This window comes from Actinoplanes sp. NPDC049598, assembly GCF_040675435.1.
Lineage (GTDB): Bacteria > Actinomycetota > Actinomycetes > Mycobacteriales > Micromonosporaceae > Actinoplanes.
The window spans coordinates 123,110-142,338 of record NZ_JBFAOX010000006.1 but is presented as its reverse complement, the minus strand read 5'-3'; the positions used below and the strand labels follow the sequence as shown (position 1 = coordinate 142,338).

Here is a 19,229-nt window from a genome sequence, read left to right as displayed (position 1 = left end):
GCGGTTGGCGGGCCGGGTGTGATCACCGTGCCGGCGGCCGGCTCCGGAATGGCGGCCCCACCGACCGCGGACGCGGTCACGGCCGGCGCCGATTCGATCGCCTGGGGTGTGAGCTCGGGTGCTGCTGGCTGCCGGCGGTTGCGGTGCGGGCTCGGGGGCTGCCGGTTCGATCGCTGCTGGTGCGGGGGATGTCGGTGTGGGTGCTGCCGGGTGTGATGTGCCCGGGTTCGAGGCGAGTGCCGCTCGCGTCGTGGTGGTGTTTGCTGCGGCAGGCTCGGTGGCGGTGGCGGTGGTCAAGCCGTCCGGGAGTTGCGGCATGCGCCGCTCGCGGGCGCACCGGGCGAACTCAGCCCGGGCCGCCTCCACGGATCCATACATGCGGCGCTGCTTCTCGGCGTACCGTTGCGCTAATCCCCAATCGCGGCGCTTCTTCTGGGCACGCCGGAATTCCTCGCGCTCGGCAGAATAGTTTTTCGCCCTGGTCCGATCGCGCATCGCTGCCGTCTCGGCCCGGCCGAACAATGACATCTGCCCTCGCATCTAAGAATTGTCCCGCATCCGAGTAGGTAACGTCAGTAGAGGATCATGCCAACCTCAAGGAACTTAGGTTCCCGGCGCCCGCGCCGGGCCATTTCGCCATTCGTGAATAAGCCTTATCGCACCATGGTAGCGGCCGCGGTAAAGTGCTGTAGGCAACGGAATTCCGCCCACGTAGAGCGCGTCCTGGGTGACGGCACGGCGGATTGCAAGGCGCAGTGTTCGGCCCACTGCGTGTCCGGGGGCGGCCCCCGGACGTGCGGTGTCGTGGTCGCCCTATCGGGCTTGAGGTCGGCGTGCTCGGCGGCGGCTGGTGGCGGTCTGGTTCCTGCAGGGGTGGGAGCGTCGCCTGGCGTCGCTGCGGGCGCTGCGGGGGTGGGAGCGTCCGTTGGTGGCGGTCTGGGTCCTGCGGGGGTGGGAGCGTCCGTTGGTGGCGGTCTGGGTCCTGCGGGGGTGGCAGCGTCTGCCGGTGGGGGTCTGGGTCCTGTGGCGGCGGGAGCGGCGGCTGGTGGCGGTCCGGGCTCCGGGGCGGCCGGGCTTGGCCTGCGGGCACCCGGTTGGCGGGCCGTGCCGGCGCGGAGAGGCCGGCCCCAGGTCGGCTTGACGCGGTCCGGCGCGGGGACAGCCGGCAAACCGGGAAGCCTCCCAAGCGCTGCGTGATCTGCCGGAGGTGTCCTCTGACCTGCAAGAGCGGTGGGGGCTGTGGCCATCATGCGGTCGGGTCCGTCGGAGCTTCGACCGGGGACGGAGCCGAGCCACCCCCGTATTTCATGGCCCGGCCCCCGTCCGCGGTTCCGGCTCGGAGCGATCGTCTTGCGGTCCAGGGTGGACCCGTACTGTTAATGAAGTGTTGTCGCCGGGGGCGGTGACGGTTGAGGGACGGGAGACCGGAGTGGAGGTCCGCCTGCTGGGGCCGGTGGAGATCTGGGCGGACGGGCGACCGGTCGAGATCGGTCCGCCGCAGCGGCGGCACACGCTCGCGGCTCTGGCGGTCGACGCGGGGCGGCCGGTCACCATCGAGGCTCTGGCCGCGCGGGTGTGGGATGAGCCGCCGCCGACGGCGGGGCGGGTTCTGCAGGTGCACATCACTCACCTTCGGCGGCTGGTGGCGCCGGTCCGGCTGCTGCGCCGGTCCAGTGGCTATGTCCTCGATGTGGCGCCTGAGCGGGTGGACGCGCACCGGTTCGCCGACCTGATCCGGCAGGCCCGCGACGCCGATCCGGACACCGCGCTGACGCTGCTGCGTACGGCCCGCGGGTTGTGGCGGGCCGAGCCGCTCGACGGGCTGAAGGGGAGCTGGGTGGAGCGCTCCCGGCACGCGTACCGGGAGCAGTATCTCGCCGCCACGGTGGCGTGGGGGCTGGCCGAGTTGCGGGCCGGTCACCCGCTTGCGGTGCTGGGGCCGCTGACCGAGCTGGCCGCTGAGCATCCGCTGACGGAGCCGCTGGCCGATGTGGTGATCCGTGCTTACGCCGCGGCCGGGCGGCCCGCCGACGCGCTGGCCTACTACGCCGAGTTCCGCCGGCGGCTCGCGGAGGAGCTGGGTGTCGATCCGAGCGCGCCGCTGCAGGCGCTGCACCAGGCCGTTCTGCGCGGTGAGACGACGGCCCCGGCGCAGGTCACCGCTGTCGTGCCGGCCCAGCTGCCGGCGGACGTGCCCGGTTTCGCCGGCCGGGGACCGGCGCTGCGGGCCCTGGACGATCTGCTCACCGAGACGGCGATGGCCGTCGCTGTGGTGTCCGGCACCGCGGGGGTGGGCAAGACCGCTCTCGCCGTGCACTGGTCCCATACGGTGCGGTCCCGCTTCCCGGACGGCCAGATCTTCCTGAGCCTGCGCGGCTTCGACCCGACCGGGCAGGTCGTCTCCCCGCAGGAGGCGCTGCGCAGCCTGCTCGACGCGCTGGGCGTCGCCCCCGAGCGGGTGCCGCCCACCCTCGACGCGCAGGTCGCCCTCTACCGCAGCGTGGTGGCCGGCCGCCGGCTGCTCCTGGTGCTGGACAACGCCCGTGACGTCGAGCAGGTCCGGCCGCTGCTGCCGGGCACCGCGACCGTGGTCGTCGTGGTGACCAGCCGGGCGCATCTCACCGGTCTGCTGGCCGGCGGCGCGAACTCCGTACCGCTGGGTCTGCTGTCCAAGCTGGAGGCCGAGGAGCTCATGGTCAACCGGCTCGGACCGGAGGTTGTCGCGCACCGCGACGCGCTCGATCAGGTCATCGCGGCCTGCGCCCGGCTGCCGCTGGCGTTGGCGATCGCCGTGGCCCGGACCCGGCAGACGAACTTTCCGCTGGCCGCGCTCGCGGCCGAGCTCGGCGAGGCCAGCGACCGGCTGACCGCGCTGGAGGTCGGCGACCCGGCCAGTGACGTCCGGGCGGTGCTCTCGTGGTCGTACGCCGCGCTGAGCGAACCCGCCGCCCGGCTGTTCCGGCTGCTCGGGCTCGCGGTCGGACCCGACGTCGACGTCCCCGCGTTGTGCAGCCTGGCCGGCCGGCCGAAGCTGGACCTGCGCGAGCTGACCCGGGCGAGCCTGGTGACCGAGTACCTCCCCGGCCGCTACAGCCAGCATGACCTGCTGCGCGAGTACGCCGCCGAGCTCTCCCGGCGCGATGATCCGGAGGAGGACCGCCGGGCGGCCACCGTCCGTCTGCTCGATCACTACCTGCACACCGCGTACGCGGCGGATCAGCTGCTCAACCCGACCCGCGAACCGATCGTGCTGCCCCTCGGCGAGCCGGCCGCCGGCGCGTCTCCGGAGCGCCCCGAGGATCTCGATGCCGCCATGGCCTGGTACGGCGAGCACCGGGCCGTCCTGATGGCCGCGCTGCGGGAGGCCGCCGCGATCGGGCTCGACCGGATCGCCTGGCAGCTGGCCTGGGCGCTGGACACCTACTCCGCCCGGAAGGGTCATCTGCACGATCAGGTCGAGGCCTGGCAGATCGCCATCGAGGCCGCGGGCCGCCTGGGCGAGCTGCCGGCGCGCGCCTACGGGCACCGCAACCTGTCCCAGGCCGACACCCGGCTCGGCCGCTTCGGCGAGGCGAACGACAACCTGACGCGCGCGCTGGAGCTCTTCACGACGGTCGGCGACCGCATCGGCCAGGCCCGCACCCAGCACCACCTCGCGTACCTCTCCGGCCAGCAGAAGCAGCACGCGACCGCTCTCGAGCATGCCCGGCTGGCCTTGGCGCTCTACGCCGGCACCGACGACCGGACCGGGCAGGCCGAGGCGCTGAACGCGATCGGGTGGTACCACGCGCTGAACGGCGAGTTCGAGCAGACTCTGTCGCCCTGCCGGCAGGCGCTGGAGCTCTTCGAGGCGGACGACGACCTGCACGGCGCCGCCGGCGCCTGGGACAGTCTGGGATACGCCCACCACCACCTCGGTCAGCTGGCCGAGGCCATCGACTGCTACGAGCACGGCCTCGCCCTGGCCCGGACCCTGCATCACGACGGGTTCATCGCCGATCTGCTGGTGCACCTCGGCGAGTCCCACCACGCGGCCGGGCAGCCCGCCGCCGCCCGCACCGCCTGGACGGAGGCGGAACAACTGCTGAAGGCGCTCGACCACCCGGGCCTGGCCGGTGTCCAGGAGTCGCTCCGCCGCCTCGAATAACGGATTTCCCGGGAAGGAATCCCGAAGAGGCAGGGTCGGCGGCCCTTTGTTACCGGGATATTGACGGGCCGCAACATGGGGGAAACACTCCGGAAAGCGCTCTCTTTCCCCCAAGAAGGCAGGCACATGACATCCCCCATGCCTCAGACCCGTAGACGCCGCCGTGGGCTGGTCGCGCTGAGCGCGGTCCTCGCCGCGGGCCTCGGCGTCACCTTCGTCACCGTGGCCGGCAACGCCAGCGCCGCCGAGATCCCGTTGTCGCAGGGCAAGGCGGCCACCGCCTCGTCCGTCGAGAGTGGCGCCTTCCCCGCGTCCGCGGCGGTCGACGGCAACGCCGGCACCCGCTGGTCGAGCACGTTCGCCGACCCGCAGTGGCTGCAGGTCGACCTCGGCAGCACCCAGAGCATCAGCCGCGTCGTGCTGAACTGGGAGGCGGCCTACGCCTCGGCGTTCACCATCCAGACCTCGGCCAACGGCACCACCTGGACCACCATCTCCCCGACGACGACGGGCAAGGCCGGTGAGCAGACCCTGACCGTCTCCGGCAGCGGCCGGTACGTGCGGATGAACGGCACGACCCGGGCCACCCCGTACGGCTACTCGCTCTGGGAGTTCCAGGTCTTCGGCAGCGGCACCACCCCGACGACGCCCCCGCCGACCACCAGCGGTCCCGGGCTGCCGACCTCCGACACCCCGGACCTGGGCCCGAACGTACGGATCTTCGACCCGTCCACGCCCGCGGCGACCATCCAGTCGGCCGTGGACCAGGCGTTCAACGCCCAGCTGCGCAGCCCGACCGCGCAGTTCGGCACCCAGCGCAACGTGTTCCTGTTCAAGCCCGGCACGTACGGGCGGGTGTGGGCCAACGTCGGTTTCTACACGACGGTCGCCGGTCTGGGCCTCAACCCGGACGACGTGACGATCAACGGCGCGGTCAACGTCGACTCCGGGTGGAACTACGGCGACGAGAAGAACGCGACCCAGAACTTCTGGCGCAGCATGGAGAACCTGTCGATCGTGCCCGAGGGCGGCACCAACCGGTGGGCCGTCTCCCAGGCCGCCCCGATGCGCCGCGTGCACATCAAGGGCAACCTGACCCTCGCCCCCTCCAACCAGGACAACGGGCAGGGCTACTCCAGCGGTGGCTACCTGGCCGACTCCGTGGTCGACGGCGTCGTGTCCTCCGGCTCGCAGCAGCAGTGGTACACCCGGGACAGCAAGATCGCGCGCTGGGACGGCGGCGTCTGGAACATGGTGTTCTCCGGCGTGCAGGGCGGCCCGGCCAACGCGTTCCCGAACCCGCCCCACACCACCCTGGCGACCACCCCGGTCAGCCGCGAGAAGCCGTTCCTGTACGTCGACAGCGCCGGCAAGTACAGCGTCTTCGTGCCGAACCTGCGGCGTAACTCGGCCGGCGCCAACTGGCCCAACACGGCCGGCACGTCGATCCCGATGCGGCAGTTCTACGTGGCCAAGCCCGGTGACAGCGCCGCCCGGATCAACTCGGCTCTGGCCCAGGGCCTGAACCTGTTCTTCACCCCGGGCACGTACTCACTGAGCGAGACCATCCGGGTCACCCGCCCCAACACCGTGGTGACCGGCATCGGCTTCCCGACCCTGATCCCGACCGGCGGGGTCGAGGCCCTCAACGTCGCCGACGTGGACGGGGTCAAGGTCAGCGGCCTGACCTTCGACGCCGGGACGACCAACAGCCCGACGCTGATGAGCGTCGGACAGGCCGGCGTGCACACCGATCACTCGGCCAACCCGATCAGCCTGCAGGACGTCTTCTTCCGCATCGGCAGCAGCGTCCAGGGCAAGGCCACCACCACCCTCGCCGTGCACAGCGACGACACGATCATCGACCACATCTGGGCCTGGCGGGCCGACCACGGTGGCGCGCCGACCGGCTGGACGGTCAACACCGGTGACACCGGTCTGCTGGTGAACGGCGACGACGTCCTCGCCACAGGGCTGTTCGTCGAGCACTACCAGAAGTACGAGGTCATCTGGAACGGCAACCGCGGCAAGACGATCTTCTTCCAGAACGAGAAGCCGTACGACGTGCCCAACCAGGCGGCCTGGATCGGGCCCCGCGGCAACGGGTACGCCGCCTACAAGGTCGCGGACACCGTCACCGATCACGAGCTCTGGGGTGGCGGCTCGTACGCCTACTTCAACGTGAACCCGAGCGTCCGGGTGGATCGCGCCTTCGAGGTGCCGAACCGGTCCGGCGTCCGGCTCCGCAGCGTGCTCACCGTGTCGCTGGGTGACGTCGGCACCATCGCCAACGTCGTCAACGACACCGGTGGCGCCGTCCCCAACCCGGCCGGCAACACCACCCCGCGCCAGGTCGTGGCCTACCCCTGAGGCAGGAGCAAGAGCCCCTGAGGCAGTAGCACGAGGCGGCCACCGGTGCGAGAAGCACCGGTGGCCGCCGCCGTCAGCCGATAGTGACGACCTGGTTGGTCAGCGTGCCGAGGCCGGGCGACGTGATCTCGATGGTGTCGCCGGCGTGGATGGTGAAGTCGGCGTCCGGCACGACACCGGTGCCGGTCAGCAGGATCACCCCGGCCGGGAAGCTCAGCGCGCGGAACAGCCAGCCGGCCAGATCCTTGAAGTCACGGGCCATGGCCGAGGTGGAGGTCGTCGCGGTGTACGCCTCGCGGCCGTCACGCACGACCCGCAGCCCGATCTCGAACGGGCCCGGGCCGGCCACCCAGGCCGGGATGATGGCCGGGCCCAGGGCGCAGGACCGGTCGTAGACCTTGGCTTGCGGCAGGTAGAGCGGATTGTCGCCCTCGATCGACCGGCTGCTCATGTCGTTGCCGAGGGTGTAGCCGAACAGTTCCCCGGCCGAGTTGAGCACCAGGCCCACCTCCGCCTCGGGCACGTCCCAGCCGGAGTCGGCGCGGATGCCGACCGCCTCGCCGTCGCCGACGACCCGCCAGGGACTGGCCTTGAAGAACAGCTCGGGGCGCTCGTTGTCGTAGACGTGGTCGTAGAGGGCGCCGTGCCCGGACTCCTCCTTGCGCCCGTCGCGGCTGCGCAGGTACGTCACACCGGCCGCCCACACCTCCTGCCGGTCGACCGGGGGAAGCGGCGTGCCGGCGGCCGAGCCGGCCGGGGCGGCCTCGATCGTGGCCCGGGCCTGATCCAGCGGTACGGCGAGCAGGTCGGCCAGCGTACCGTCGAGCTCACGCCATGTGCCGTTCTCGTGCACCGCCCAGCGCGATGTATTGCCAGTTCGCAGGTGGTGGAGCGATATTGCCATTTGATCATCCTAGGCCTGGGTGATGCGGGAAGGGACTCTTCGACAATGCCCCGTGTGGTTCCGGCGGTCGTGCGCGCGCTCGACATCCTCGAGCTGTTCCTGGAGCGTCCTCAGCTGTCGGCCCGGGAGGTGATGGAGCGGCTCGACCTGCCCCGCACCACCGTCCACGAGCTGCTCGTCACACTCGTGGAGCGCTCCTATCTGATCCCCGTGCCGGGCCAGCCGGTGCAGTACCGGCTGGGTATGCCGCTGTTCCAGCTCGGCGCGGCCTTCTCGGGGCGGCTCGACCTGGTCCGCGAGGCGCAGAGCGTCACGCGGGACGTGGCCGCCGCGTGCAACGAGGCGGTGCACGTGGCCGTGCTCGACGGCGCCGACGTCATCTACCTGGTCAAAGTGGACAGCACGCATCCCGTGCGGATGGTCTCGGCGGTCGGCCGGCGGCTGCCGGCGCACTGCACGGCGGTCGGCAAGATCCTGCTGGCCGGTCTGGACGCGGCGGCGCTGGACGCCGTGCTGGCCAAGGGCGACCTGGCCGGCATGACGCCCGAGAGCATCACGGACCCCGACCGGCTGCGGGCGCAGCTCGACGGCGTGCGGGCCGAGGGCATCGCGGCCGACGTCGGCGAGTCCGACAGCGCCATGCGCTGCGTCGCCGCCCCGGTCCGCGACCACACCGGCGCCGTCATCGCCGGGATGAGCGTCTCGGCGCCGATCATCCGCTGGACCGCGCCGGCGCCGGCGGAGTGGACCGAGCTGGTCCGCGAGGGGGCGGCCACGCTGTCGGCCCGCATGGGGTACTCGAGGTAGCCGGCTTACCGCTCCGGGCCAGAAACCGCATCGAAACATTGACACTCCTGAAGGACCTCCTCTAGCGTCGCGACCACTCGATACGAAATATCGAACACGGTTCGGCATATCGAACACTAGAGGAGGAAGGTCCATGGGGGAAACAAGGATCTGGTCCCGGCGGGACGTTCTGGGGCTGGGGGCGGGGGTGCTGGGGGCGGCCGGTCTGGCCGCGTGCGGGGGTACGTCCTCGGCGCCGGCCACGGTGCAGCCGGAGGTGCCCAAGGAGCTGCTCGACGCCGCGGCGTCGCTGAAGGGCACGTCGATGGGCCTGCTGTCGCAGAAGCTCTACTCGACGGCGGCCAACGACGCCCTCGACAGCTCGGTCAAGAAGTTCGCCGACGCCACCGGCTCGAAGATCGAGAACAGCCTGGTCCAGGCCGACGCGGGCGACGTCGTGGCCAAGATCGACGCCGAGGTCAAGGGCGGCGTGGCCCGCGACCTGGCGTTCATGACCGACTCGCGGTTCATCGCGCAGTTCCACGCGCTCGGCGACCTCGAGGACGTGACCGACGTCGTCAAGACGCTCACCGCCACCTACGGCGAGCCCTGCGCCGAAGCCAAGAACTTCTGCGTCTTCGACGGCAAGTGGTACGCGATCCCCTACCACTTCATCGGGATCGGGTCGTTCCTGCGCAAGGACTGGATGCAGGAGAAGGGCATCGCTCCCAAGCCGGGCTACACCTGGGAGGAGCTGCGCGATGTCTGTCTGGAGATCTCCGATCCGGGTAAGCGGCGGTTCGGCTGGGGCATGACGGTGAACCGCTCCGGTGACGGCAACGGCATGATCGAGGCCCTGATCAACGCGTACGGCGGGGCGATCGCCGACAACGACGGCCGCAAGGTCACCTTCGACTCGCCCGAGACGGTGCAGGCGGTGACCTTCCTGGGCGACATCTACACCAACCCCAAGTACAAGCCGATGCTGCCGCCGGGCGTGGCCAGCTGGACCGACACCAGCAACAACGAGAACTGGCTGGCCGGGATCCTGGGCTACACCCGCAACAGCTTCAGCGTCTACGCGGACTCCAAGACCAAGAAGAACCCCGTCTTCGACAACACCCATGTCTTCTCCGACTGCACCGGGCCGGCCACCGACAAGTCCCTTCTGCTCGGTCAGTCCCAAGGCTTCGTCGTCTTCAAGGGCGCCAAGAACGCGGCGCTGGCCAAGCTCCTGGCCCAGTACCTGATCACCGCGCCGGCCCTCGTCGGCGTGGCCAAGCAGGCGCCCGGCCTGGTGATGCCGGCCTGGGACAAGGTCTGGGACGCCGACCCCTACTTCACCGGCGGCGACCCGGCGTTCCCCATGGTGCGGGAGATGTCGCAGCAGACGCTGCCGCTGACCACCAAGAACGGGCTCAAGTTCCCGCAGAAGGCCAGCGCCGGCCAGCAGGCGGTGGTCGCGGCCTACGTCCTGACCGACATGATGCAGCAGGTCGTGCAGGGCACGGCGCCCGCCCAGGCGGTGACGGCGGCCCACGCGAAGATGGTGCAGATCTTCAACCAGCAGGGTCTGCCGCAGTGAGCGCGGTTCGCGAGAAACCGGCCCCGGTGCGGCGGGCCACCGCTCCGCCGGGGCCCGGATCCCTCACGAGGGCCCAGCGGCGGCTGGGCCGCGACTGGCGGCTGGCGACGCTGTTCCTGGCCCCGACCGCGGTGCTGGTCGGTGTGCTCGTGCTCGTGCCCATCGTCCGGTCGATGATCACCAGCACCACGGAACGGCACGGGTCGGAGAGCGTCTTCGTCGGGCTGGGCAATTACCTCGCGCTGGCCGGGGACGACCAGTTCCGTACGGGCGTGGTCAACTCGTTCGTCTTCACCGCGTACGCCGAGATCTTCAAGGTCGTGCTGGGGCTGGCCGCGGCCCTGCTGCTGCACAACCTGCGCCGGGGGCGGGCCCTGCTGACCGGGCTCCTGCTGGTGCCGTGGGTGGTGCCGACGGTGGTGACGGCGTTCAGCTGGCGGGCGCTGCTCGACCCGATCTTCGGCAGCGTCAACAACCTGCTGACCTCCTCGGGGATCGGGCCGTTGCTGGCCGACGTCCATCTGGTCGACAGCTGGCCCGCGGGCTGGCTGTCCGACGCGTCGCTGGCCATGCCCTCCGTGATCCTGGTCAACGTGTGGAAGGGGGTGCCGTTCTTCACGGTCTGCTTCCTGGCCGGGCTCAAGGCCATTCCCACCGACCAGTACGAGGCGGCGACGATCGACGGCGCTTCCGCGTGGCAGCGGTTCGCCCACGTCACGCTGCCCGGCCTGCGCCACGTGATCACGGTGACGGTGACGCTGTCGTCGATCTGGACGTTCAACAACTTCGACCTCATCTGGCTGCTGACCCAGGGCGGGCCGGGCGACGTGACCGCGCCGTACGTGCTCGTCGCCTACTCCAAGGCGATCCTGCAGCTGCAGTACGGGGCCGGGGCGGCGGTCACGCTGGTCATGCTGCCGATCATCGGCGCCCTGGTGTTCTACCTGGTCCGGTTGTTGCGGCCGGATCTCGGGAACCGGGCCGGCCGGCCACCCCGGCTGTCACCGGCGGTGCGCAAGGCGCTGCCGTGGGCCGTCGCGGCCGTGGTCACCGGTCTGCTGGCGTGGGCGTCGCCGCAGATCTTCTGGCGGGCGGCGGTGGTTCTCGCCGTGATCGTGCTGATCGCGGTGGGGGTGGGCCGGGTGATGTCGGGTGGCCGGCGCCGGTCGCGCCCGGTGTCCTGGGTGGCGATGGCCGGGTTGCTGTTCTTCGTGCTGGGCCCGCTCTACTGGATCGCCGTCACGGCCTTCAAGACCGAGGGGCAGGTCGTCACCCGGACCAGCGATCTGTGGCCGACGCCGTGGACGCTCGAGCAGTTCGGCGCGCTGTTCACCAACCAGCCGTTCGGCCGGTGGTACCTCAACACCCTGCTGGTGTCGGCCGCGTCCACTGTGGTCGCTCTGATCTGCGCTGTCCTGGCCGGGTACGCGCTGGCCCGGCTGCGGTTCCGCGGCGCGCAGGGCTTCACCGTGACGGTGCTGCTCACCTATGTGATGCCCGGGGCGCTGCTGTTCATCCCGCTCTATCAACTGCTCATCGGCGTGCGGCTCACCGATTCGCTGTGGTCGCTCGTGGTGACGTACCCGACCTTCACCATCCCGTTCGCCACCTGGCTGCTGGCCGGGTACTTCTCGTCGATCCCGGCCGAACTGGAGGAGGCCGCGCTGGTCGACGGCTGCTCGCGGGTCCAGGCGTTCGGCCGGGTGGTGCTGCCGCTGGCCAAGCCGGGGCTGCTCGCGGTCGCGCTGTTCACCCTGACCAACGCCTGGAACGAGTTCCTCTTCGCGTTCGTCTTCATCACCAAGGACGAGTACAAGACCCTGCCGGTCGGGATGCAGTCGATGATCGCGGGGGATGTCGTGCCCCAGGGGCAGCTCGCGGCGGCGTCGCTGCTGGTCAGCATCCCGGTGGTCGTCATGTACGCCTTCGGGCAGCGCTTCCTGACCGAGGGCCTCACGGCTGGTGCGGTAAAGGGGTGAAGAGGGCAGACCCACCTCTTCCCACTTCTAAGCTATAGCGGAGATGGGGGCTTGCCACAAGACCCGGGTGGGCGCGCAGAATCGGCCGGTCGCGGCGAGTGGAGCCGTGGAAAGCGGCGGGTGCAGCCGTGGAAAGCGGCGGGTGCAGCCGTGGAAAGCGGAGTTGCCGCCGGAAACGGCGGTTGCCGCCGTGGGCCGAAGATGTCGAGCGCGAGGGGACTTGGGCCGTGAGTGGCTATGTCGTGGGGCTGGACGAGATCGACCGGACGTGGGTCGCGCTCGTCGGGGGCAAGGGCGCGCAACTGGGGGAGCTCGCGCGGATCGGCGGAGTGCGGGTGCCGTCCGGGTTCTGCGTGACGACCGAGGCCTTCGAGCGGGTGGTGACGGCGTCGCCGGTGATCTCGGAGCTGCTGGATCGGCTGGGGGAGGACGACGACAAGGTCGGCGCGGAGCTGCGCCGCGCGGTGGAGACCGTTGCCGTGCCGGACGATCTGGTGGCGGCGATCACCGCCCGGATCGACGAGCGCGGGGCGTACGCGGTGCGGTCGAGCGGGACCGCGGAGGACTCGGCCGGGGCGTCGTTCGCCGGGCAGCACGACACCTACCTGAACGTGGTGGGGACGCCGGCGGTCCTCGATCACGTGCGGCGGTGCTGGGCGTCGCTGTTCACCGAGCGGGCGGTGGCCTATCGGCGGCGGGGCGGGATCGGCCGGCACGAGGCGCGGATGGCCGTCGTGGTGCAGCGGATGGTCTTCCCGCGGGCGGCCGGGATCATGTTCACCGCCGACCCGGTGACCGGCAACCGGAAGGTGACCTCGATCGACGCCGGGTTCGGGCTGGGTGAGGCGCTGGTGTCGGGGCTGGTCAACGCCGACGTCTATCAGGTGCGCGACGGCGCGGTGGTCAGCGCCCGGATCGGCGACAAGCGGCTGGCGATCGAGGCCACGGCCGGTGGTGGAACCGTACGGCATGAGGTTGACCTGGAGCGGCGGAAGCGGCCGGCGCTGAGCGACGACGAGGCCGTGCGGCTGGCCGATCTGGGACGGAAGATCGAGGCGCACTTCCACCGGCCGCAGGACGTCGAGTGGTGTCTGGACGACGACGGGTTCGCCATCGTGCAGAGCCGGCCGATCACCACGCTGTTCCCGATCCCGGTGGCCCCGGACGACCAGAACCACGTCTACGTCTCCGTCGGGCACCAGCAGATGATGACCGAGGCGATGAAGCCGCTCGGCTTGTCGGTGTGGAAGCTGACCTCGCCGGGGCACATGGTCGACGCCGGTGGTCGGCTGTTCGTCGACGTCACCGCGCGGCTGGCCTCGGAGACGGCCGGGCCGGCGCTGATGAAGGCCCTGGGACAGTCGGATCCGCTGCTCGGGGACGCGCTGCGGACCGTGGCCGGCCGGGCCGGTTTCGTCACGGCGGCGCCGGACGAGAGCCCGCACGTGACCAACACCCGCCAGGAGCAGCTGGCGGCCGACCCGGGCATCGTGGCCGGCCTGATCGAGCGGCGGCAGGCGGCCCTGGAGGTCCTCAAGCGCGACATCGCGGGCAGGACCGGGCCGGAGCTGCTGGACTTCGTCATCACCGACATCCGGGAGATGCGGAACATCCTGTTCGAGCCGGCCAACCTGCCCGCCATCATGGCCGGGATGGAGGCCACCTGGTGGCTCAACGATCACGTGCGGGAGTGGCTGGGCGAGGTCAACGTGGCCGACACGCTGACGCTGGCCGCCCCGGGCAACGTCACCTCGGAGATGGGGTTGGCGCTGCTCGACGTGGCGGACGCGATCCGGCCGTACCGCCAAGTGGTTGATCTTCTCCAGGAGGACGACTTCCTCGAGCGGCTGCCGGAGGTGCCCGGTGGGACAGACGCCCGTGACGCTATAAACGCCTATCTGGAGACCTACGGCATGAGGTGTGTCGGTGAAATCGACATCACCCGGCCCCGGTGGAGCGAGCAGCCCGCCACGCTCGTGCCGATGATCCTGAGCAACGTCCGCAATGCCGAGCCCGGAGCGCACGCGCGCCGGGTCGACCAGGGGCGGCGGACGGCCGAGGCCAAGGAGCGGGAGGTGCTGGCCCGGCTGCGCGAGCTGCCCGACGGGGAGGCGAAGGCGGTCGAGGCCGAGCGGATGATCCGTCAGCTGCGGACCTTCATCGGCTACCGCGAGTACCCGAAATACCACCTGGTCAGCCGGTATTTCGTCTACAAGCAGGCGCTGATGGCCGAGGCGCGGCGGCAGGTCGAGGCCGGCGTTCTCACGGACGCCGAGGACGTCTTCTTCCTGACGCTGGAGGAGTTCCACGCCTTGACGCGGCAGGAGTTGCCGGCCGGTGAGGAGTTGATCGAGCGGCGCCGGGCGGAGTTCACGAGCTATGTGCCGCTGACCGCGCCGCGCGTGCTCACCTCCGAGGGGGAGGCGCTCACCGGGGCGTACCGCCGGGGTGATCTGCCGCCCGGCGCCCTGGCCGGGCTGGCGGTCTCGGCCGGGACCGTCGAGGGGCGGGCCCGGGTCGCGTTCGACATGGGGGAGGCCGAGCTGGCGCCGGGCGACATCCTGGTCACGCCGTTCACCGATCCGAGTTGGACGCCGGCCTTCGTCACCATCGCCGGGCTGGTCACCGAGGTCGGTGGGCAGATGACGCACGGCGCGGTGATCGCCCGGGAGTACGGCCTGCCGGCCGTCGTCGGTGTCGAGAACGCCACCTCGCTGATCAAGGACGGGCAGCGCATCCGCGTGCACGGCACCGACGGCTTCGTGGAACTCATCTGACGGCGCGCGGCCGGTCGCCGCGAGCCGTCATGAGAGCCAGACGACGATGCCGGTCAGGTCGGTCAGGACGGCGGCCGCGCCGGCTCGGATGGCATCCGCGCAGCGGGCCTCGGTGAACGAGTTCGCGTCGTAGGCGGAGGACATGCCGAGGCCCTCGCCGCGGAAGGACGCGCCCTTCCAGTCGACGGCCGTCACGTTGTGGGTGGGCTCGGCCAGCTCGGCCCCGACGACCAGGAACCGCTGGTCCAGGTGGCTGGCGCTCACCGTGGTCAGGGCGTCGATCAGCGGGTTGCCGGCGCTGACGATCAGCTCCGGCTTCAGGTCCATGGCCCGCACGATGCCGGGGATCGGGTTGCCGGTGTCGGCCGGGACCTCACGCAGGTCGACGTCCTCGTCCTCGGCCCAGTCACGCACGCCCTTCATCAGGGCCTTGGTGGGGGCGTCGTCGCCGGAGTGCAGCAGGACCACCCGGTAACCGCGGGCCGGGTGGACGTCGTCCCACGAGCCGGGGGCGGGGGTGACCGTGCCCTCGGGCGTGGGCGGCGACGCCGGGTCGGTGAAGCCGGCGCCCAGGCTGCCCACCGGGGTGGGGTGCGGGCGGGGCTGCGACCAGTCGCTGCCGTGGCCGCAGCCGGCGACGGACAGCAGGGCGGCGGTGGCCACGGCGCAGATCAGGCGGCGCAAGACGGACGTCCTCTCGGGGGGTGCCGGTCTTTTGTAGCCGAGATGCGGCGCGGAAAAAGGGTTGTCGCCATCGGTTCGCCAGCGTTTTTGATCTTGTTAACCCGGACGGTGCACGGTGCCACCATGAAACGCATCGCCCTGATGGCCGCCGCGATGGCGGCGGTTCTGCTGGGGGCCGCACCGGCGTACGCGCACGGGTTCAGCTCGAACGTGTACACCGACGTCAGCTCGGGTGGCGACGGCCACGTCCGGACCCGGCTGGAGCTCGAGTACGACCTGCTCGTCGTGTCCGCGGCCGACATGGAGAAGGACGATCCGCTGTTCCGGGCGGGCACGGCCGCCTTCGACGACGGCGACAGCGACGCCCAGGCCGCCGCGCTCAACAGCCACTCGGCCACGGTGATGCGCTACGTGACCCGGCGCTACACGATCACCGCCGGCGGGGACGACTGCCGGGCCGCTCAGCAGGGCGGGTTCACGATCGGCGAGCGCGAGGGCGTGCCGTACGCCGACGTCACGCTCGACTGGGCCTGCGGAGGCGGCGGGCCGGCGCTGCGCAGCACGCTCTTCCCGGATGACGAGGGCTACGTCAAGAGCACCAAGACCCTGGTGACGTACGACGTCGGCGGGCGCACCGGGAGCGCGACGCTCGACGCCGCGAATCCGTCGCTGTCGACCGGGCGCTCCTGGCCGGTGCTCCCGATCGTCGCCGGGGTGGTCGTGCTCGCGCTAGCCGTGGCAGTAGTCATCGTGCTGCGCCGGCGGCGTGGAAAAGCCTGACGTTTGCCACCGGGTTTCTTGATCTTGTTCACAGCCGGTTCACCGGCAACCACCAGCTTGAGCATGCATTTCGCACCCCCCTCTCATCTGGATTGAGGAAAAACGATGAGATCCAGCAGGCACCACCGCCTCGGCGCCACAGCCGGCGCGGCGGTACTAGGCCTTGCCATCGCCCTCGGCGGCGGCCTGGCCACCCCGGCCAGCGCGGCCGACACGGCCACGCTCAGCGCCGTCATCCTGGGCGTGGGCGCCGACGAGACCCAGCGCATCGTCACCTGGTACTCCTCGGCCGACACGGCCCAGCAGGTCCAGCTCGCGCCCACCGCCGCCATCGTCAACGGCGAGTTCCCGGCCGGCTCGGCGACGTTCGCCGCGGTCGGCGCGGCGAACATCGCGACCAGCGGTGGCTTCAACCGGCACGCGACGATCACCGGCCTGAAGGAGAACACCGGGTACTCGTACCGGGTGGGCTCCGAGGGCAACTGGTCGCCGGCGTACACCTTCAAGACGCAGGACTTCGAGGGCGACTACGACTTCCTGTTCTACGGCGACCCGCAGATCGGCTCCTCCGGCAACCTGGCCAAGGACGAGGCCGGCTGGGTGGACACCGTGAACGTGTCGCTCGCGGCCAACCCGAACGCCGAGCTCCTGGTCTCCGGTGGCGACCAGGTCGAGACGGCCAACACCGAGGCGCAGTGGAACTCGTTCCTCGCGCCTCAGCAGCTCAAGTCGTACCCGTGGGCGGCCACCATCGGTAACCACGACGTCGGCGGCAAGGCGTACGAGCAGCACCTGTTCACCCCGAACACGGACCGCTCGGGCGCCTACTACGCCAACGGCCAGCCGACCTCGAACACGTCGGGTGGCGACTACTGGTACATCTACAAGGACACGCTGTTCATCGACCTGAACAGCAACTCCTACGCCACCTCGCAGGGTGGCGGCGGCGACGCGGCCCACCTGTCGTACGTCCAGGACGTCATCAACAAGCACGGTGGCGACGCGAAGTGGAAGGTGCTGGTCTACCACCACGCCATCTACTCGCCGGCCTCGCACGCCAAGGACAGCGACAACAAGGTCCGCCGGACCGACTTCCCGACCGCGTTCTCCAAGCTGGGCGTGGACCTGGTCCTGCAGGGTCACGACCACAGCTACTCGCGCAGCTACGAGATCAAGAACGGCGCGAAGGCGAACCCGGACGAGAAGCCCGGTCAGGCCGACGTCTACCCGGGTCCGGGCGGCGTCATCTACGTGACCGCCAACTCGGCGTCCGGCTCGAAGTACTACGACATCACCAAGCCCGACAGCAGCGGCACCAGCGGCGCCGGCAACGGCGCCGACCCGCTGAACCCGGACAGCTACTGGTACAACTCGGCGCAGAACCAGGAGCACGTGCGCAGCTACGTCAAGGTGGCTGTGCGCAACGACAAGCTCCAGGTCGAGAACATTCGCAGCGGCACCTGCGCCGCTCCGAACGCCTCGGTCGAGGGTGGCCTGTCCTGCACCAACACCGAGAGCGGCCAGCCGGTCGGCTCGATCGTGGACAAGGTGACCATCCACCCGTACCACGGTGACGGTCAGAAGATCCAGGTCGCGGTCCCGACCGCCGCCCCCGGCGAGTTCGGCTGGACGATCGACGGCTACAACGGCCTGGTCGACCTCGGCACGGCCAAGGAGGCCGCGAACGGCGAGTACTTCGCCGCCACCGGTGAGATCAACCCGATCGTCGTGTCGGACACCCGTCGTACGCTCTCGCCCTGGTCCGTCGCGGCCAGCGTGGGCGACTTCAAGGACGCCGACAAGTCGTTCTCGGGGGCCAACCTCGGCTGGACCCCGGGCGTCATCGCCAACGGCGCCGGCGCCAAGCCCGGTGCGGCCGTGCCCTCGGGCTACGGCGACAACGGCGAGGGTCTGTCGGTCTCGCGCGGTCTCGCGTCGGCCGATCAGGGCCACGCCCGCGGCACCGCCAAGGTCGGCGCCGGCCTGGACCTGAAGGTCCCGGGCGACGCGGCCAAGGGCACCTACCGCACCACCCTGACGATCACCGCGCTCAGCAGCTGATCGAGTTCTACCGCGGGGCGGCATCTGCGGGTGCCGCCCCGTTTCCCACGAAGGAAGCACCGATGAAGACCAAACTTGCCCTGCTCGCCGCGGCGGCTCTGTGTGTGATCGGCGCGGCGCCGGCGCCCGCCCGGGCCGACGAGGGCGACGTCACCTGGACCGTGCGCACCGAGTCGAACAGCTTCGGGGCCACCCGCTCCAGCTACAGCTACGCGGTCAACCCGGGCGCGGAGACCAAGGACGGGCTGGTCGTCGCCAACCGTGGTAAGACCGCGCTCAAGCTCGGCGTCTACGCCGCGGACGGGTTCACCACCGACACCGGCACGCTCGACCTGCAGGGCGCGGACACCAAGGGCAAGGGCATCGGGGCCTGGGTGCAGGCGGCCCGGAAGGCGGTCACCGTTCCGGCCGGCAAGACGGTCACCGTGCCGTTCACCGTCAAGATCCCGTCGAACGCCACGCCCGGCGACTACGTCGGCGGCATCATCACCTCGCTCACCCAGGCCGACGCCACCGCGCAGGTCAACGTCGACCGCCGGCTCGGCATCAAGATCAAGCTGCGGGTCGGCGGCGACCTCACCCCGGCCCTGAGGATCGAGAACACCCACATCTCGTACGACGGCACCGCGAACCCGTTCGGCCGGGGCGCCGCGACGATCGACTACACGATCCACAATGTCGGCAACGCGGTCGAGACGGCCCAGCAGGGCGTGCAGATCACCGGCCCGTTCGGCCTGTTCAAGGCCGAGGCCGCGAAGATCGCCAACCCGCCCGAGCTGCTGCCCGGCGAGAGCTGGAAGGTCTCCGTCCCGGTCACCGGCGTCACTCCGGCCATCCTGCTCGACGCGACCGTCACGCTCGTCCCCCAGATGACCGACGCCTCGGGCTCCACCTCGTCCCTCGACAAGGTCAGCGCCACCGCGCACGGCTTCGCCTGGCCGTGGACCCTGCTGGCCCTGCTTCTGCTCGTCATCGCCCTCATCGCGGCGGCCGTCGTCATCTCCCGCCGCCGCCGCGCCGGCCGCAAGGCACGCGAGGACGCCCGGGTCCGCGAGGCCGTCGCCGACGCTCTGCGCGACAAGGCCGCCGCCAGCTGACCCAGAGACAACCGGGCCCGGCCGCGGCCACGCCCGGCCGTTCGCCGGCCCGGCCACGG

The 19,229-nt window shown here is 70.7% G+C and carries 11 protein-coding genes; 9 read left to right on the top strand and 2 right to left on the bottom strand.

What is annotated here, in order from left to right:
* Nucleotides 1-1,384: 1,384 nt before the first annotated feature.
* Together AB0J66_RS16120 and AB0J66_RS16115 are read left to right on the top strand one after the other, a co-directional pair.
* Complete coding sequence (locus tag AB0J66_RS16120; protein ID WP_364660483.1) at nt 1,385-4,147, top strand: BTAD domain-containing putative transcriptional regulator; 2,763 nt, start codon at nt 1,385-1,387, stop codon at nt 4,145-4,147.
* A 138-nt stretch (nt 4,148-4,285) separates the two neighbouring features.
* Nucleotides 4,286-6,517 (top strand): discoidin domain-containing protein, encoded by a 2,232-nt coding sequence (locus tag AB0J66_RS16115; protein ID WP_364660481.1) that lies wholly within the window; start codon nt 4,286-4,288, stop codon nt 6,515-6,517.
* Between the two features lie 73 nt (nt 6,518-6,590).
* On the opposite strand, the gene AB0J66_RS16110 is transcribed toward AB0J66_RS16115, so the two are convergent.
* Complete coding sequence (locus tag AB0J66_RS16110) at nt 6,591-7,421, bottom strand: fumarylacetoacetate hydrolase family protein (protein WP_364660479.1); 831 nt, start codon at nt 7,419-7,421, stop codon at nt 6,591-6,593.
* Between the two features lie 45 nt (nt 7,422-7,466).
* Between AB0J66_RS16110 and AB0J66_RS16105 the strand changes: the two genes are divergently transcribed.
* The 4 genes from AB0J66_RS16105 (at nt 7,467) to rph (ending at nt 14,548) form a co-directional block, all read left to right on the top strand.
* On the top strand, nt 7,467-8,228 hold the full coding sequence (locus tag AB0J66_RS16105) for an IclR family transcriptional regulator (RefSeq protein WP_364660477.1): 762 nt from the start codon (nt 7,467-7,469) through the stop codon (nt 8,226-8,228).
* Between the two features lie 133 nt (nt 8,229-8,361).
* A complete protein-coding gene (locus AB0J66_RS16100; RefSeq protein WP_364660475.1) occupies nt 8,362-9,792 on the top strand; it encodes an extracellular solute-binding protein in 1,431 nt (476 codons plus the stop codon).
* Nucleotides 9,789-11,771: an ABC transporter permease subunit gene (locus AB0J66_RS16095; protein WP_364660473.1), complete on the top strand. Its 1,983-nt coding sequence runs from the start codon at nt 9,789-9,791 to the stop codon at nt 11,769-11,771. Before AB0J66_RS16100 ends, AB0J66_RS16095 begins: the two co-directional genes overlap by 4 nt.
* A 227-nt stretch (nt 11,772-11,998) precedes the next feature.
* A complete protein-coding gene (rph, locus tag AB0J66_RS16090) occupies nt 11,999-14,548 on the top strand; it encodes a rifamycin-inactivating phosphotransferase (RefSeq protein WP_364660471.1) in 2,550 nt (849 codons plus the stop codon).
* A gap of 27 nt (nt 14,549-14,575) precedes the next feature.
* Here the strand turns inward: rph and AB0J66_RS16085 are convergent, their stop codons facing one another.
* Entirely contained in the window at nt 14,576-15,232 is a 657-nt protein-coding gene (locus AB0J66_RS16085; protein WP_364660469.1) for a hypothetical protein, read from the bottom strand.
* Between the two features lie 123 nt (nt 15,233-15,355).
* Between AB0J66_RS16085 and AB0J66_RS16080 the strand changes: the two genes are divergently transcribed.
* The 3 genes from AB0J66_RS16080 to AB0J66_RS16070 all read left to right on the top strand — a co-directional run bounded on the left by AB0J66_RS16080 (nt 15,356) and on the right by AB0J66_RS16070 (nt 19,170).
* Entirely contained in the window at nt 15,356-16,012 is a 657-nt protein-coding gene (locus AB0J66_RS16080; RefSeq protein WP_364660468.1) for a hypothetical protein, read from the top strand.
* Between the two features lie 105 nt (nt 16,013-16,117).
* Nucleotides 16,118-18,073, top strand: a complete 1,956-nt coding sequence (locus AB0J66_RS16075; RefSeq protein WP_364660466.1) for a fibronectin type III domain-containing protein — start codon at nt 16,118-16,120, stop codon at nt 18,071-18,073.
* Between the two features lie 62 nt (nt 18,074-18,135).
* On the top strand, nt 18,136-19,170 hold the full coding sequence (locus AB0J66_RS16070) for a DUF916 domain-containing protein (protein WP_364660464.1): 1,035 nt from the start codon (nt 18,136-18,138) through the stop codon (nt 19,168-19,170).
* Nucleotides 19,171-19,229: the final 59 nt, after the last annotated feature.

Coding starts and splice junctions, on each gene's coding strand:
- AB0J66_RS16080 (WP_364660468.1), top strand. CDS start 15,356: ATGAAACGCATCGCCCTGATGGCCGCCGCGATGGCGGCGGTTCTGCTG.
- AB0J66_RS16115 (WP_364660481.1), top strand. CDS start 4,286: ATGCCTCAGACCCGTAGACGCCGCCGTGGGCTGGTCGCGCTGAGCGCG.
- AB0J66_RS16070 (WP_364660464.1), top strand. CDS start 18,136: ATGAAGACCAAACTTGCCCTGCTCGCCGCGGCGGCTCTGTGTGTGATC.
- AB0J66_RS16105 (WP_364660477.1), top strand. CDS start 7,467: ATGCCCCGTGTGGTTCCGGCGGTCGTGCGCGCGCTCGACATCCTCGAG.
- AB0J66_RS16100 (WP_364660475.1), top strand. CDS start 8,362: ATGGGGGAAACAAGGATCTGGTCCCGGCGGGACGTTCTGGGGCTGGGG.
- AB0J66_RS16110 (WP_364660479.1), bottom strand. CDS start 7,421: ATGGCAATATCGCTCCACCACCTGCGAACTGGCAATACATCGCGCTGG.
- AB0J66_RS16075 (WP_364660466.1), top strand. CDS start 16,118: ATGAGATCCAGCAGGCACCACCGCCTCGGCGCCACAGCCGGCGCGGCG.